Source organism: Chitinophaga qingshengii (genome assembly GCF_014529935.1).
Classification (GTDB): domain Bacteria; phylum Bacteroidota; class Bacteroidia; order Chitinophagales; family Chitinophagaceae; genus Chitinophaga; species Chitinophaga qingshengii.
In genome coordinates, this window is record NZ_JACVFC010000002.1 from 460,800 (window position 1) to 476,482 (window position 15,683).

Below are 15,683 nucleotides of genomic sequence, written 5' to 3' on the forward strand. Positions count from 1 at the left end.
AGAAAAATCAAACGGCCAATTCCTCCAGTTCCTCTTCCGGCTCTTCCGCTTTACTCACCTTACCGGCTATACGCTCTTGTATGCCCTGGAAGATGACGAACAGTGATGGAATAACGAATACGCCAAACACGGTACCTATCAGCATTCCGCCTACAGCGGCCGTACCAATGGAACGGTTGCTCAACGCACCTACGCCGGAGGCCAGCATCAGCGGCATCAGACCGAAAATGAAAGCAAAGGAAGTCATCAGGATAGGCCGTAAACGCGCCGCCGCACCGGATATGGCTGCCCGCACCAGGCTTAACCCGCTCCTGCGGCGCTGTACGGAGAACTCTACGATGAGGATGGCGTTTTTAGCGAGCAAACCAATCAACATAATGAGACTGATTTGCAAAAAGATATTATTATCCAAACCAGCGAGACGGGCAAAAACAAAGGCGCCCGCGAGGCCAATCGGTAATGACAACAACACTGCTAACGGCAGGATATAACTCTTGTACTGGGCGCTCAACAGGAAATACACAAACACCAGGCACAATACGAAAATGAGTAATGTCTGACTACCACTGGAAATCTCTTCCCTGGTGAGGGCGCTGAAATCGAAGTCCGTCCCCCTGGGCAGCGTACTGGCAGCTACTTCGCGGAAAGCTTTGATAGCATCGCCGGAGCTGTAGCCCGGATTAGGCGCACCGCTCACCGCAGCCGAAGTGTAGAGGTTGAAGCGGTTGATAAATTCCGGTCCGCTGGTTTTGCGTAAAGTCAGGAAGGCTGACACCGGCGCCATCGCACCTTTGTTATTGCGGACAAATATTTTGTTGAGGTCCGCTTCCTCTGAACGGTAACGGGGATTGGTCTGCAACATTACCTTGTACTGTTTACCAAAGCGGTTGAAGTCAGATGCATAGATACCGCCCAGGTACCCCTGCAGGGTACGCAGCAGGCCTCCCACATCTACGCCGGCTTCCTTACAATGCGCTACATCTACCTGTACTTCATACTGTGGCAGGTTGGTATTGAACGGGGTAGCCGCATACATAATCTCCGGCCGCTTGTTCAGCGCTTCCATGAACTTGTTCACCGTGTTGCCAAAGTCGTGGTAGTTGCCGCCTGTTTTATCCAGCAGCTGCATTTCAAAGCCGCTGTTGTTACCAAAGCCCTGCAGCGTAGGCGCCGCAAAGAAGATGATCTGTGCGCCTTTGATGTGCGCCGTTTTGGCGAATAGCTGTCCGACGAGACTGTTGATATCCTGTCCTGGTTTGGTTCTTTCCTTCCAGGGTTTGAGTGCGAAGAACATAGCGCCATAGGAACCACCGAAGCCGCTGATGAGGTTCATACCACCCAGCCTGGAGCTGACCGCTATCTCCGGCATGCTGCGTGCGATGCTGTCCACCTGGTCCGCAATTTTGAGGGTTTGGTCCAGTGTAGATGCCGGTGGCAGGATGATATCGCCGTAGATGGCGCCGGAATCTTCATTGGGAACGAAGCCGGTAGGCGTTGTTCTCAGGAAGAACACCAGTATGGCAGCAAAAACAGCAATGCCTCCCAGCGCCAGCCACTTGCGGGCGATCAGTAATTTTACAATACGTATATACCTGCCCGTTACCGCCGCAAAACCCGCGTTAAAAGCAGCATAAAAACGTTGCAGGAAAGATTTCTTAACCGGTTCTCCGCCATGATGCGGTTTCAGCAGAATGGCGCATAACGCGGGACTGAGCGTGAGCGCATTGACAGCAGAGATGATGATCGCTACCGCCAGCGTGAGCCCAAACTGTTTATAGAACACGCCTGCAGAACCGGTGATAAAAGTTACCGGTACAAACACGGCCGACATGATGAGGGTAATGGACACGATGGCCGTGCTGATTTCACTCATGGCATGCATCGTAGCTTTACGCGCAGAACGGGCGCCCTGGTCCAGTTTGGCATGTACCGCTTCCACCACCACAATGGCATCATCTACCACAATACCAATGGCCAGCACCAGCGCGAACAGCGTGAGCAGGTTCAGTGTAAACCCGAATATTTTGAGAAAAAAGAAGGTACCTATAATTGCCACGGGTACCGCGATAGCGGGTATCAGCGTAGAACGGAAGTCTTGCAGGAAGATAAACACCACGATGAATACGAGGATAAACGCTTCAAAGATGGTTTGTATCAGTTTGGCGATAGACGCATCCAGGAAGTCGTTGGCGTTGATGAACACCGCCATCTTTACACCCGGAGGGTAATTGGCTTTGGCTTTTTCAAATACCTTTTCTACCTGCTGTATCACTTCGTGCGCGTTGGAACCTGCCGTCTGGCTCACTGCACCACCGGAGGAAGGATACCCTTGTGCGGTCATTTCGGTGGAATAATTGAAGGAGCCCAATTCCACGTCTGCCAAATCTTTGAGGCGAAGGATCTGTCCATCCGCAGTAGCGCGTACGACGATGTTTTCAAACTGCTCCGGTTTTTCCAGCCGCCCGGTATATTTCAGTACATACTGGAATGTTTTTTTGCTATTCTCTCCCAGTTTACCCGGCGCCGCTTCCAGGTTTTGTTCCGCGAGCGCGGCGATCACGTCATCGGGTACCAGGCCATAGGACGCCATCACATCGGGTTTGAGCCAGATACGCATGGAATAAGCCTGATCGCTCCATACCTGTACGTCGCCTACGCCGGAAATTCTTTTCAGTTCAGGGATGATGTTGATACGGAGGTAGTTGTCGAGGAAATTTTCGTCGTATGATTTATTCTCACTGTACAGCAGGAAGCCGAATACTTCACTGTTCAGTTTTTTGGTGGTGGTGATACCGGTTTTGATGACTTCCGCCGGCATGAGACCGGTGGCTTTAGCCACCCTGTTTTGTACGTTCACCGCCGCCAGATCGGGGTCGGTGCCTTGTTTAAAGTTGACCGTAATGACCGCAGAGCCGTCGTTACTGGCTTTAGAGGTCATGTAGGTCATGTGTTCCACCCCGTTGATCTGTTCTTCCAGGGGGATGATCACACTTTTCATCACCACATCGGCGTTAGCGCCCTGGTAGTTGGCCGTTATTTCCACGGTGGGCGGCGCTATTTCGGGGTATTGTGATATAGGCAGGGAGACGAGTCCCAGCACGCCCAATATCACGATGATAATGGAGATAACGGTAGATAAAACCGGGTTATCTATAAATTTTTTAAGCATACAATCATTTTTAAAAGGACAAAGCAGTAGCTACAGTACCGGCGTATAACCGGTACCGTGATAACGGGAGCCACGGGCAGTGATTAACGCGCAGCCGTTGTAGCCGCAGGCGTTACGGCTTTTATCTTCGTTCCTTCTTTGAGGGAGCCGATGCCGTCGGTGATGATTTTATCGCCTGCCTGCAAGCCGTTGCCTACGATATAGGCGTCGCCGGCAGAGAGTTTACCCACGGTAATTTCACGGGAGTGGACCGTGCCGGCTGTATCAACGGTGAAGACAAACTTTTTGCCCTGCATCTCATAAGTCGCTTTAGCGGGCACCATGAGCGCGTTGCTGACCGGCTGGCTGATACGGATGGTAGCGCTGCTGCCGCTGCGGATCAGGCCTGCTTTATTGGTAAACACCGCGCGCATGCTGATAGCGCCGGTACCGCTGTTGATAAGGCCACCGGTAGTTTCCACTTTTCCATTTTCCGTATATTCACTACCGTTAGCCAACACCAGTTGCACCGGTGGCAGTTGTTTCAGTTTGGCATCCAGTGAAGTATTGGCGTCTGTTCCGGCCAGGTCCAGCAGTTGTTTTTCTGTAAAAGAGAAGTATACGTGAACGTTAGCGATATCGGAGAGCACCGTGAGGGGCTGATCGCTGTTGGGCGCTACCAGGCTGCCGATTTTATAGGGCAGGGTGCCGATCACACCATCTGCCGGGCTATAGATGGCAGTATATCCCAGGTTGACACGGGCGTTTTGCAGGCTGGCTTTCGCTTGTGCCAGTTCAGCTTCGCGGGCTTGTAAGGCCAGTTCAGCGGCCTCCAGTTCGTAGTTGCTGACGATTTCCTTTTTCACCAGGGGCGTTACTTTACGTACCTGCATGCTGGCGGTATTCACGGCCGCTTCTGCGCTTTTAATCGCCGCCTGGGCAGTGAGTACTTCCTGTTCGTATTGTGGAGCGTTGATTTTAAAGAGGAGCTGGCCCTTTTTTACCGTGGCGCCTTCATCTACCATGATCTGTGCCATGTACCCGTCTATTTTAGGCCTGATTTCAATATTTTGCTGTCCCCGTACGGTAGCGGGATAGTCCATGTGCAGCGTAGTTTCCGAGGGTTTTAATGTCAGTACAGGATACTGCTGCGGTTCGTTGTTGTTATATGCATCGGTATGACCGCCGCCGCAGGCTGTCAGCATAGAGAGCACCACCAGGGTAGCAGCACTTCGTGATAAGATCGTTTGCATTGTTTCATGGTTTATGTGTGATACCGGTGCCGGAAGGCATGGCACTGCCGGTCCGCAGCGGGAGCTGCAGCGACAATTGCTTGCCATTCTGGTATGGGCACGGGGGTGAAGGCTGGTCCTCCTCTCCTTTCCAATACAGGAGCGGATTTCCGGCCAGTGAATTGTTAATCTGGTACAAAAATAGTAAATTTGCGAATAAACCAAATAAACACTTTGTTTATTATGAAAAATATTTTGCCGGAGAACGAAAAAGCGTTGTGGATATTGAAGACCAGGGGGCCTCAGCCTCTGACGGTAATAGCCGAAGCCCTGCAGGTAACGGTAGAGGGTGCACGTTTTCAGCTGTTAAAGCTGGCCAGCGATGGACTGGTAGAAGCTTCCAACGTATCCAAAGGAAGGGGCAGACCACAGCAGATATGGTCTCTCACCGCCAAAGGCCATAGCCGTTTCCCTGATTCGCATGCGGAACTGACGGTTCGTTTACTCAACACCATCCGGGATACGTTGGGTACCGACGCCCTGGATACGGTGATTGAAAACAGCAAAAAAGCAGGGCTTGAAAAGTATCTGAAAGCGGTCAGCCAGGAGCATACGCTGGAAGACAGGATCAACAAACTGGTAGAAGCAAGGGATGCCGAAGGGTATATGGCCAGCTGGGAAAAAGATGGCGACGATTATATGCTGATAGAAAACCACTGTCCGATATGTGTAGCAGCCCAGGTATGCCAGGGTTTCTGTTCTGCGGAACTGGAGTCCTTCCGGCAAATCATTGGTGAAGAGGCTGAAGTAAAACGCGAGGACCACCTGTTGAGCGGCGCCAGAAGATGCGCCTACCGCATTTCCCCGAAGCGGGAACAATGACAATATTGAAGGCTGGTATTGATTTTTAACTTATCTTGGTCGCAAAGCAGCTATGCCACGATGCTCCCGGCCAATCACATACAGGAACTGCAGCGCCGTATCAGCTTATATGACGACGAATCAGCCTATAAAGCGCTGTTCCTGCACTTCTATGAGCCGCTCGTACAATTTGCCGGATCATTCGTCCGCTCCGCTCCCATCGCGGAGGAAGTAGTATCTGATGTATTTATTAATATCTGGCAGGGCCGCCGGAGACTCACGGAAGTCAACAATCTGAGGGTGTATCTCTACGTTAGTACTAAGAATGTAGCATTGAAGTACCTGCTGCAACAGCAGAAAAAAAATGCGCTCTCCCTCGATGAACTGGAGCTGGACATGGAAAGTCCGCATTACAACCCCGAAGAACAACTCATCAGCGCCGAACTGCTGGCCAAATTTGAGCAGGCTGTCAGCGAGCTTCCTCCCCGCTGCAAAGTCATTTTTAAATTAATCAAAGAAGACGGTCTCCGTTACAAAGAGATCGCGGAAATACTGGATATCTCCGTTAAAACCATTGACAATCAGCTGGCCATCGCCCTTGCCAGGATTGCCCGGGCTATCAATACCTCTCTGAAAAGGCCCCAACGGCTCAAGCCTTAAAAATTTTTTTTTATTTCCTTTTGGTAGATTTTACGGGAATAATGATCCTGTAAGCAGAGCATCTTATTCACGTTATGAACACGAGACGTATATGGGAACTGATGGCACGGAAACTGGCCAACGAAGCCACTGCAGAAGAGCTCCGGGAGCTGTCTGCTTTGCTCCGGGACAATCCTGATATCGCATTACCGGCCGGTATGGTGGATGAACTGTGGCAAAAAACGACCGCCGGCGCCAGTGAAGAAGCCGCTATTACCGCACATGAACGGCATATCAACCGCATGCAGGCCATGGGCATCACTATTGGCGACAATATCACCGAAACACCGCTGACCGTAGTACGGCCCCGTCGCCGTTATATCTGGATGGCCGCCGCATCTGCCGGCGTCATACTTTGCCTGGCCGCCTGGTGGTGGACCGGCACTAAAAAAAACAGCGCTCCTATAGCCAGCGAAGTCACCACCCGCAACGGTTCCCGCACCAGTATCCAACTGGCTGACGGCACACGGGTATGGCTAAACGCCGGAAGCAAACTCACCTATAGCAAAGACTTTGGTAAAAATGACCGCAGCGTGACGCTTTCGGGAGAAGCATTTTTTGATGTAGCCAAACAAGCCGGCCGGCCATTTGTTATTCATACAACCACTATGGATATCCGTGTATTAGGCACACAATTCAACGTAAGGTCCTATCCGGAAGATAAAACCACGGAAGCCTCTTTGATTACCGGTAGCATAGAAGCCATTGTAAAGCACACCGCCACACGGATTGTCATGAAGCCCAGTGAAAAGATTGTCGTGCTGAACCAGTTGCCCGAAGCCACCCGCCGCACCGCGGTAGCTTCGCCACAGGAACGGAATATGGTCACATTAAGCCATGTATCCTACTATGCAGCCCAAACCACGGCCATCACAGAAACATCCTGGATGGACAACAAACTGGTATTTAAAGACGAATCCTTTGCAGATCTGTCACAACAGATGGAACGATTTTTCGGGGTAAATATCAAATTCGAAAATCCGCAACTGCAGCAGCTCCGGTTTACCGGTGTATTTGAACAAGAAACTGTACAACAGGCACTGAATGCACTACAGCTCACTGCCACTTTCCAATACGATATACAACAGGATTCCATCATTATCCACTGATATAATACGATAACGTTATGAACATACATCCAATCAACAGCTCATGATAAGACCAAAACAAAAACGGGAAATGCGCTAACACTTCCCGCCGAAGATCCAGGATTACAGGAAACTTGACAACCGCCAAGCCGCAAGCTTCCATCACTCTCACCTCTAGATTTAAAAGTATGAAAATATCGCTAAAGTTTAGGGACAGGAATACCTATGCCCTAAAAAAAGCACTTGTTATTATGAAGCTCACCACATTACTGTTGTTGGCGTGTTTTCTCCAGGTATCTGCCGCCGTTAAAGGGCAGGCGACCATCACCCTCAAGCTGAAAAAAGCGGAGATCGCACAGGTATTGAGTAGTATTGAACAACAGGGTAACTACCGTTTTCTGTACAACAATGCCCTTACCGAAATAAAAAGAAAAGTCAGCGTGGATGTCACCAATTCCGGACTGGATGCGGTGATGAACACCCTCTTTGCCGGTACTTCCCTCCGGTATAAGCTGGTGGAAAACAATCTGGTGGTGATCATGTCACAAGACATCAAAATCACCGGTAAAGTAACCAGCAAAAAAGACGGCACACCTATTCCCGGCGCTACCGTCACTATAAAAGGGACTTCCAAAGGCACCGTTACCTCACCTGACGGGTCTTTTACCCTGAATGCTCCCGACAACGCCACGCTGGTAGTGAGCTTCATCGGCTACACCAGCCAGGAGATACCGGTCAACAACCGCCAGGATATCCCTGTCTCCCTCGAAGAATCGGTGAGCCAGATGCAACAGGTAGTGGTAGTAGGTTACGGCGTTCAACGTAAAGTAGATATTACCGGCTCCATTGCACAGGTAAAAGGCGAAGAAATCAACAAACAGCCTGTGACCAACGCCATGAGCGGCCTGCAAGGTAAAGTGGCCGGCGTGCAGATCGTCAACGACGGTAAACCCGGCGCCCCTCCTACCATCCGTATCCGCGGTACGGGTACCGTATACGGCTCCCTCAGCCCATTGTACGTGGTAGACGGGGTATGGTATGATGATATCTCCTTCCTCAACCCCGGTGATATTGAAAACATGAGCATCCTGAAAGATGCCTCCAGCGAGGCTATCTATGGTATGCGCGCGGCTAACGGCGTGGTACTCATCACTACTAAAAAAGGTAAGTCCGGCAGGGCCAGTATCAACTATACCGGTTATGTAGGCATGCAAAAGGCCACCAACAAAGTGAAAATGGCTAACGGGAATGAATATGCCACTATCATCAATGAACTGAGCGCGATCAACAACAACTCCTTACGACTGGACCCTAACGCCTACGGCGCCGGTACAGATTGGTTTAAACAGGAAATGCGCAACGCTTTCACCACCAATCACCAGTTGTCTATCAACGGCGGTTCCGAAAAATCCAGCTATAACTTCTCCCTCAGTTATATGAAACAGGATGGTCTGATCAAAACAAATGACTTCTCCCGTATCACTGCCCGCCTGCAAAACGACTTCCAGGTATTTGAACCGCTGAAAATCGGTTATACCGTTACTGCAGCAGCCTATAACAACCACGATATTCCGGATGATTATTTCCTGCAGCTGTATCAATCAGCACCGATTGTAGCGGTATTCAACCCGGACGGCTCCTACGGCGACCCGGACAAACTGAACCTTGGTACCGGCGCGGGTAAAAACCCGCAGGCATCACTGGACTTCTACGACCAGAAGACACAACGCCGCGTGATCACCGGTAGCGCTTATGCCGATCTTCGTTTCGCCAAACATTTTGTACTGCACAGCAGCATCGGCGGCGAATACGGCGATAGTATCATCCGTAACTACACACCACAATACTTTGCTACGACCAACCAGTTCAATAAAGTCAGCAAGCTGACCCGCACTACGGCCAGCCGCCAGAACTGGATCGTGGAAAATACGCTCACTTATGACAATAAGTTTGAAAACCACAGCCTGAAAGTACTGTTAGGACAGGCAGCACAACAACGCCGTTACTATAAACTGATTGCCAGTGCAGACAACGTGCCCAACAATAACGAAGGCACCCGTTATCTGCGCCTGGGCAATACGGATGGCCGTTCCGTGACCGATGAGGGAGGGCTGTACAACATTGCCTCCTACTTCGCCCGCGTGAATTATGCCTATAAAGACAAATACCTGTTGACCGCCTCCTTCCGTGCGGATGGCTCTTCCCTGTTTTCCGCCGGTGATCAGTGGGGTTATTTCCCGTCCGTAGGTGTGGGTTGGGTGATGAGTGAAGAACCTTTTATTAAAAACCTGGGTATTTTCGATAATCTGAAACTGCGTGGCAGCTGGGGCCGGGTAGGTAATTCCTCTATTCCACCTTCCATCTCTGTACTCCGGGTTTCCCAGGACCCTTTCATGACCGCTATCTTCGGTGGTGTACCTCAAACCGGTGCCAGCATCAACACACTGGTGCCTCCCTCACTTGTTTGGGAGAAATCAGAAGGTATTGACGCAGGTATCGAAGCCAGTGTATTGAATAACAGGTTGTATGTAGAAGCAGGTTTCTTTAACCGGAAAACCCTCTCTTCCATCTTTGACGTCCCCATCCTGTTATCTCTCGGGACCAAAGACAACAACATGCTCGACAACCAGGCCACCTTCCGCAATCAGGGCTGGGAATTTGCAGCTAACTGGAAAGAGGAAACCAATAGTGGCTTCGGTTACTCCATCGGCGGCAACTTCACCATCATGAACAACAAGGTAAGTGAAGTAAGGACCGGTAGCATTCCGATATACGGCGGTGGTAGTGCTTCTACCGGCGGCGGCTTGCTGACACGCACCGTGGTAGGTGAACCTATCGGACAATACTATGGATATGTGGTAGACGGCGTTTTCCAGAATGCAGCAGAAGTAGCCGCTTCCGCACAACCTAACGCCAAACCGGGCGACTTCAAATACAAAGACATCAATGGCGATAAAGTGATAGACGCCAAAGACCGTGTTCCTATCGGCAATCCTAACCCGAAATTCACTTACGGTATCAACACCAGCTTCAACTATAAAAACTTTGATCTGGCAGTGGAATTCCAGGGTGTTGCGGGCGTGGATGTATACAATGCCAACATGGCGCTGCGTTTTGGTAATGAAAATTTCACCAAGGAATTCTTCGACAAACGCTGGCATGGTGAAGGCACTTCCAACACCTACCCTTCCGCCAATATCGGCGGCGGACAGAACTATCTGCCCAACACTTTCTTCGTGGAAAGTGGTTCCTATTTCCGTATCCGGAACATACAGCTGGGCTACACCGTACCCAAGGCCATCGCCAACCGCTGGAAGATGCAAAACCTGCGTTTCTTCGCCAGTGCGCAGAACGCGTTTAATTTCTTCAAATACCGCGGCTTCTCCCCTGAAATTGGTGGTATTCCTACCGCACAGGGTATCGACAAAGCTGTTTACCCGCTGTATGCTACCTACAACTTCGGTGTAAACGTGACCTTCTAATTTTAAAAGATGACGACCATGAAAAGTAATCACCCACTATATATAAAACGTATCGGCTACGCCCTGCCGGTACTACTGACACTGGCCGCGGGCTGCGGAAAAAGTTTCCTGAACGTAGATCCGCAAGGGCAACAACCCGCACAGGAATTCTGGGCTAACGAAGCGGATGCCACCAAAGCCGTCAACGCTATGTACGCCAATCTGCATGAATGGCGCCAGGTGGGCTTTGCAGCGCTGGCAGTGGAAGACCTGGGCTCCGAAGAAACAGAAAAAGGCAGCGACCCGAACGATGCCAGCTTCCTGAGCAACTTCGATAACTTCACCATTACCGCATCAGACGGACAGGCCACTGACTTCTGGAAAGGCCAGTACCAGGAAGTCAACTTCTGTAACCAGGTACTGGATAATGTGCCCAATATCAAAATGGATGAAACGCTGAAAAACCGCTACCTCGCAGAAGCCAAGTTTATCCGCGCCTACGCTTATTTCCGGCTGGTACGCGCCTATGGCGATGTGCCGCTGCGCCTTCATGTACCCAAAGGACCACAGGACTATAACCTGCCCCGTACGCCCAAGGCAGAAGTATGGGCCAATATCGAAAAAGACCTGACAGAAGCCGCTGCGGTACTGCCACCCACCTATGGCGCTACGGATATTGGTCGCGCTACCAAAGGCGCCGCCTTGTCTTTACACGCCAAGGTAGCCATGTACCAGAAAAAATGGCAGGACGTGCTTACTTACACCAACCAGGTGATGGGCATGGGTTACAGCCTTTTCCCGGATTACGAAAAACTGTTCCGTATTCCGAATGAAAACTCAGTAGAATCCATCTTCGAAATACAATGCCAGACCATTATCGGCAACAAAGACGCCTCCAACTCCCAATACTCCCAGATACAGGGCGTAAAGAGCCAGCCCGGTGGCGGGTGGGGTTTCAACACACCTACACAGGCACTGGTAGATGCCTATGAACCCGGCGACCCGCGTAAAAATGCCACCATCCTGTTCAGAGGTACCATCACCGTGGAAGGCGACAGTATCAAATACGCAGGAGTGAACCGCCGTTTTAATTACAAATCCTATGTGCCTTTCGGTCAGTGGCAATCCGGCTACAACGAAGGCGCAGACCAGAACGTGCGCGTGATCCGTTACGCGGAAGTACTCCTGATGAATGCAGAAGCGGCTAATGAGCTGGGCAACAGCGGTCAGGCATTAAGCTCGCTCAACGCTGTAAGAGCCAGGGCCCGCGCCGGCAACAACAGCATCCTCCCGGATGTAACTGTTACCGACCAGGCACAACTACGCCGCGCTATTTATCACGAAAGACAAATAGAACTGGCCATGGAACGGGACCGCTTCTTTGATGTGATCCGCCAGGGCCGGGGAACAGAAGTATTTGGTCCGCTGGGCTTCAAAGCCGGCAAAAGTGAACTGATGCCTATTCCGCAAACAGAAATTGATCTCAGTGATAACAAATTAACCCAGAATCCAGGCTACTAAACCGGAATGGCTGTCATGAAACAAATCATATCAATAATATGCCTGATATGCCTGCTCGCCTTTGGCGGGCAGGCACAGGTAAAAAAAACCGCCGCCAAACCAGACCTGCGTATCCGGCAAAACCTGAGCGACAGCGCCCTCCTCGACCTGGTACAACAACAAACCTTTCGTTACTTCTGGGACTTTGCCCATCCGGTATCCGGTATGGCGCGGGAAGGCAGCAACGAATCCGCCGTTTTTAACGGGGAGGTGGTCACCACCGGCGGTACCGGCTTCGGTATCATGGCTATTGTAGTAGCCACAGAAAGAGGCTGGATCACCCGCGACGCAGCTGTTAACCACCTGACCAGGATGGTTGACTTCCTGCGGAAAGCCGATGCCTACCACGGCATATTCCCGCACTGGCTAAACGGCACCACCGGCAAAACCGTTCCCTTCAGCCGTAAAGATGATGGCGCCGATATTGTGGAAACTTCCTTTCTCTTTGAAGGATTGCTCACTGCCCGGCAGTATTTTAACCACAGCAACGCCCAAGAAGAAGAGCTGCGCAATAAAATCAACTGGATGTGGAGAGAAGCAGAGTGGGACTGGCATACACGCGACGGGCGTAATGTGCTGTACTGGCACTGGAGCCCCAACAACGGATGGAGCATGAACCACGAAGTCAGGGGATGGAACGAATGCCTGATGACGTATATTCTGGCAGCCTCCTCGCCTACCTATCCCATACAACCGGCGGTATACCGCCAGGGATGGGCCAACAGCAATTACTTCCGGAACGACCGCACTTTCTTTGACATCAAATTACCGCTGGGATTCGATTACGGCGGCCCGCTTTTCTTTTCTCAATATTCTTTCCTCGGCCTTGATCCACGCGGATTAAAAGACCGTTATGCCGACTATTGGGAACAAAACAGAAACCATACGCTTATCAACCGTGAATACTGCATCCGTAATCCGAAAGGTTTTAAAGGCTACAGCGCCGATTGCTGGGGACTCACCGCCAGCGACACCTATAACGGTTACGATGCACATTCACCTACCAACGACCACGGCACCATCACCCCTACGGCCGCCTTGTCCGCTTTCCCCTATACACCGGAATACTCTATGCAGGCGCTCAAACATTTTTATTATCAGCTTGGGCCTAAGATCTGGAGCGAATACGGTTTTACCGATGCTTTCAACGAAAGCCAGCAATGGTATGCCAAAACACACCTCGCCATTGACCAGGGTCCTATCATCGTGATGATAGAAAACTACCGCAGCGGACTGCTCTGGAACCTGTTCATGAGTTGCCCGGAAATACAACAGGGATTAAAGAAACTGGACTTTACCAGTCCGCATCTGAAATAGTGAATTATGCCGATACTACGCCACTTATTGACAGCGCTGCTGTTCAGTCTCTCGCTACCATCGTCCTATGCGCAGCAAACCACTTATTGCAACCCTGTCAACGTAGACTATGGCTACTGCCCTATCCCCAATTTCACCGAATGGGGCAAACACAGGGCCACCGCCGATCCGGTGATCGTTACCTATAAAGGCGATTATTACCTTTTCTCCACCAACCAGTGGGGATACTGGTGGAGCCCGGATCTCAGCCAGTGGCATTTTGTTTCGCGCAAGTTCCTGAAGCCCTGGCACAAGGTGTACGACGAACTATGCGCCCCGGCCGTTTGGGTAATGGGCGATACCATGATGGTATTCGGCTCTACCTATAGCAGCAACTTCCCTATCTGGATGAGTACCGATCCAAAGGGCAACCAGTGGAAAGAAGCCGTAGACTCCTTTGAAGCCGGTGGCTGGGACCCCGCCTTCTTCCTGGATGATGATGGTAAATTATACCAGTACAACGGTAGCAGCAACCGTTATCCTTTGTACGGCGGGGAGGTGGACCGTAAAACCCTGCAGCTGAAAGGCGCACGTAAAGAGCTTTACCTGCTGGAAGATGAACGGTATGGCTGGCAGCGTTTCGGTGAGCATATGGACAACACTTTCCTCGACCCGTTCATTGAAGGCGCCTGGATGACCAAACATCATGGCAAATACTACCTGCAATATGGAGCACCCGGAACGGAGTTCAGCGGGTATGCCGACGGCGTAGTTGTTTCCGATAATCCGTTGGGACCTTTTACCCCACAGGCACACAACCCTTTCTCCTTTAAGCCCGGCGGCTTTGCCCGTGGCGCAGGCCATGGCAGTACCTTCCAGGATACCAAAGGCAACTGGTGGCATGTGTCTACCATGGTCATCTCTGTAAAAAACAGTTTCGAAAGAAGGCTCGGTTTCTGGCCTGCCGGTTTCGATAAAGACGATGTGTTGTATTGTAACACCGCTTTCGGAGATTATCCGCATTATCTCAACCGGGGTAATAACAGCGCTTCCTTTGAAAACGATGCCCGTAGTTTCACCGGCTGGATGTTGCTGAACTACAACAAGCCGGTAACCGTTTCCTCTACGTTGGGCGGTTATCTTCCCAATAACGCTGTAGATGAAAATATCAAAACCTATTGGAGCGCCGCCACCGGCAATAAAGGAGAATGGATACAGAGCGACCTTGGCGCTGTGAGCACTGTGCATGCCGTACAAATCAACTATGCCGATCAGGATGCTCCTTTCCTGGGCAAACAGACAGACATCTACCATCAATATCTCGTTTATTGTTCACAGGATGGAAAAAAATGGCAGGTATTGATAGACAAAAGTAAGAACCACAGCGATGTTCCGCATGATTATGTAGAACTACCCCAAACCGTAAAAGCCCGGTATATCAAATTGGAGAACAGGCATATGCCCGGTGGCAAATTCGCCATCAGCGGACTGCGGGTATTCGGTAAAGGCGATGGACCTGCCCCGGATAGTGTGAAATCATTTGTAGTGCTTCGCACGGAGAAGGATAAACGTAGTGCGTGGATTAAATGGGAACCGGTAGACAATGCTTACGCCTATAACATCTATTTCGGGATAGCCCCGGATAAGCTGTACAACTGCATCATGGTGCATAATGCCAATGATTATTTCTTTAAAGGCATGGATAAGGAGCTGCCTTACTATTACAGCATAGAAGCGATCAATGAAAACGGCGTTTCCGCCAGAACAGCTACCATCGCTGTAAAATAAAACAGGGGAGATCATCTTTTATGATCTCCCCTGTTGTTTATGTCAAGTTGCTATTACTATTTGATCTCAGCATCCATCTCCTGGTTGCCTCTTTCCCAGATTTTGTATTTCACCGCGAAACCTTTCGGCACAAACACCACGATGGGCAGTTTGCTGTTATATCTCACCAGTTTGGTATCTGCGATGAATTTATCCTGCAATGTCTTATCAGGACAGGCCATCAGGGTAGAACGTGTTTTACCGGCGGAGGTGTACTGATAATACGTGTACCCCCAGCCTTTTACATCTTTGGCAGCCCATTGACCAATCAGTCCATGATGATTACAATCTACCTTCATGTTCTTCCCGGCCATGATTTCCACCTGGTAATTATCTTCCGCATCTTTGGCGGGCAGCTGGATCACGTACCGTTCCATGCCTTTCAGGACTTTAGGAAACGGTTTCAGTTCCTTTTCCTGTGAAAAAGCCGTCGTGATACCGGCACTCCATAGCAGCAACAGGAGAATGATTTGTTTCATACAATAACGTTTTATGTTATGTTAACAGCCGG

Annotated in this window: 11 protein-coding genes; 7 read left to right on the plus strand and 4 right to left on the minus strand. The window is 50.6% G+C overall.

Going from position 1 to position 15,683, the window contains the following annotated elements:
- Positions 1-7 precede the first annotated feature (7 nt).
- The 3 genes from ICL07_RS17120 to ICL07_RS17130 all read right to left on the minus strand — a co-directional run bounded on the left by ICL07_RS17120 (position 8) and on the right by ICL07_RS17130 (position 4,579).
- On the minus strand, positions 8-3,169 hold the full coding sequence (locus ICL07_RS17120) for an efflux RND transporter permease subunit (RefSeq protein WP_188089245.1): 3,162 nt from the start codon (positions 3,167-3,169) through the stop codon (positions 8-10).
- A gap of 83 nt (positions 3,170-3,252) precedes the next feature.
- The gene (locus tag ICL07_RS17125; RefSeq protein WP_188089246.1) at positions 3,253-4,401 is read right to left on the minus strand and encodes an efflux RND transporter periplasmic adaptor subunit; all 1,149 of its coding nucleotides are present in this window, start codon (positions 4,399-4,401) and stop codon (positions 3,253-3,255) included.
- A gap of 4 nt (positions 4,402-4,405) precedes the next feature.
- Complete coding sequence (locus ICL07_RS17130) at positions 4,406-4,579, minus strand: hypothetical protein (protein WP_188089247.1); 174 nt, start codon at positions 4,577-4,579, stop codon at positions 4,406-4,408.
- Between the two features lie 44 nt (positions 4,580-4,623).
- Here ICL07_RS17130 and ICL07_RS17135 point away from each other — a divergent pair, with 44 nt between their 5' ends.
- From ICL07_RS17135 to ICL07_RS17165, 7 genes are all read left to right on the plus strand, one after another.
- Positions 4,624-5,262 (plus strand): helix-turn-helix transcriptional regulator, encoded by a 639-nt coding sequence (locus tag ICL07_RS17135; RefSeq protein WP_188089248.1) that lies wholly within the window; start codon positions 4,624-4,626, stop codon positions 5,260-5,262.
- Positions 5,263-5,322: 60 nt separating this feature from the next.
- The gene (locus ICL07_RS17140; RefSeq protein ID WP_188089249.1) at positions 5,323-5,901 is read left to right on the plus strand and encodes an RNA polymerase sigma factor; all 579 of its coding nucleotides are present in this window, start codon (positions 5,323-5,325) and stop codon (positions 5,899-5,901) included.
- Positions 5,902-5,975: 74 nt separating this feature from the next.
- Positions 5,976-7,049, plus strand: coding sequence for a FecR family protein (locus ICL07_RS17145; protein ID WP_188089250.1), 1,074 nt, complete (start codon positions 5,976-5,978; stop codon positions 7,047-7,049).
- 230 nt (positions 7,050-7,279) lie between these two features.
- Positions 7,280-10,510 carry a TonB-dependent receptor gene (locus ICL07_RS17150; protein ID WP_188089251.1) on the plus strand — a complete coding sequence of 1,077 codons (3,231 nt, stop codon included), beginning with the start codon at positions 7,280-7,282 and terminating at the stop codon, positions 10,508-10,510.
- A gap of 18 nt (positions 10,511-10,528) precedes the next feature.
- Positions 10,529-12,010: a RagB/SusD family nutrient uptake outer membrane protein gene (locus ICL07_RS17155; RefSeq protein ID WP_223151960.1), complete on the plus strand. Its 1,482-nt coding sequence runs from the start codon at positions 10,529-10,531 to the stop codon at positions 12,008-12,010.
- A gap of 15 nt (positions 12,011-12,025) precedes the next feature.
- Positions 12,026-13,366, plus strand: coding sequence for a glucoamylase family protein (locus ICL07_RS17160; protein ID WP_188089253.1), 1,341 nt, complete (start codon positions 12,026-12,028; stop codon positions 13,364-13,366).
- A gap of 6 nt (positions 13,367-13,372) precedes the next feature.
- Positions 13,373-15,133 carry a family 43 glycosylhydrolase gene (locus ICL07_RS17165; RefSeq protein ID WP_188089254.1) on the plus strand — a complete coding sequence of 587 codons (1,761 nt, stop codon included), beginning with the start codon at positions 13,373-13,375 and terminating at the stop codon, positions 15,131-15,133.
- A gap of 56 nt (positions 15,134-15,189) precedes the next feature.
- Here the strand turns inward: ICL07_RS17165 and eco are convergent, their stop codons facing one another.
- Positions 15,190-15,651, minus strand: a complete 462-nt coding sequence (gene eco / locus ICL07_RS17170; RefSeq protein WP_188089255.1) for a serine protease inhibitor ecotin — start codon at positions 15,649-15,651, stop codon at positions 15,190-15,192.
- Positions 15,652-15,683: the final 32 nt, after the last annotated feature.

Coding starts and splice junctions, on each gene's coding strand:
- ICL07_RS17160 (WP_188089253.1), top strand. CDS start 12,026: ATGAAACAAATCATATCAATAATATGCCTGATATGCCTGCTCGCCTTT.
- ICL07_RS17165 (WP_188089254.1), top strand. CDS start 13,373: ATGCCGATACTACGCCACTTATTGACAGCGCTGCTGTTCAGTCTCTCG.
- ICL07_RS17125 (WP_188089246.1), bottom strand. CDS start 4,401: ATGCAAACGATCTTATCACGAAGTGCTGCTACCCTGGTGGTGCTCTCT.
- eco (WP_188089255.1), bottom strand. CDS start 15,651: ATGAAACAAATCATTCTCCTGTTGCTGCTATGGAGTGCCGGTATCACG.
- ICL07_RS17140 (WP_188089249.1), top strand. CDS start 5,323: ATGCTCCCGGCCAATCACATACAGGAACTGCAGCGCCGTATCAGCTTA.
- ICL07_RS17145 (WP_188089250.1), top strand. CDS start 5,976: ATGAACACGAGACGTATATGGGAACTGATGGCACGGAAACTGGCCAAC.
- ICL07_RS17155 (WP_223151960.1), top strand. CDS start 10,529: ATGAAAAGTAATCACCCACTATATATAAAACGTATCGGCTACGCCCTG.
- ICL07_RS17135 (WP_188089248.1), top strand. CDS start 4,624: ATGAAAAATATTTTGCCGGAGAACGAAAAAGCGTTGTGGATATTGAAG.
- ICL07_RS17150 (WP_188089251.1), top strand. CDS start 7,280: ATGAAGCTCACCACATTACTGTTGTTGGCGTGTTTTCTCCAGGTATCT.
- ICL07_RS17120 (WP_188089245.1), bottom strand. CDS start 3,169: ATGCTTAAAAAATTTATAGATAACCCGGTTTTATCTACCGTTATCTCC.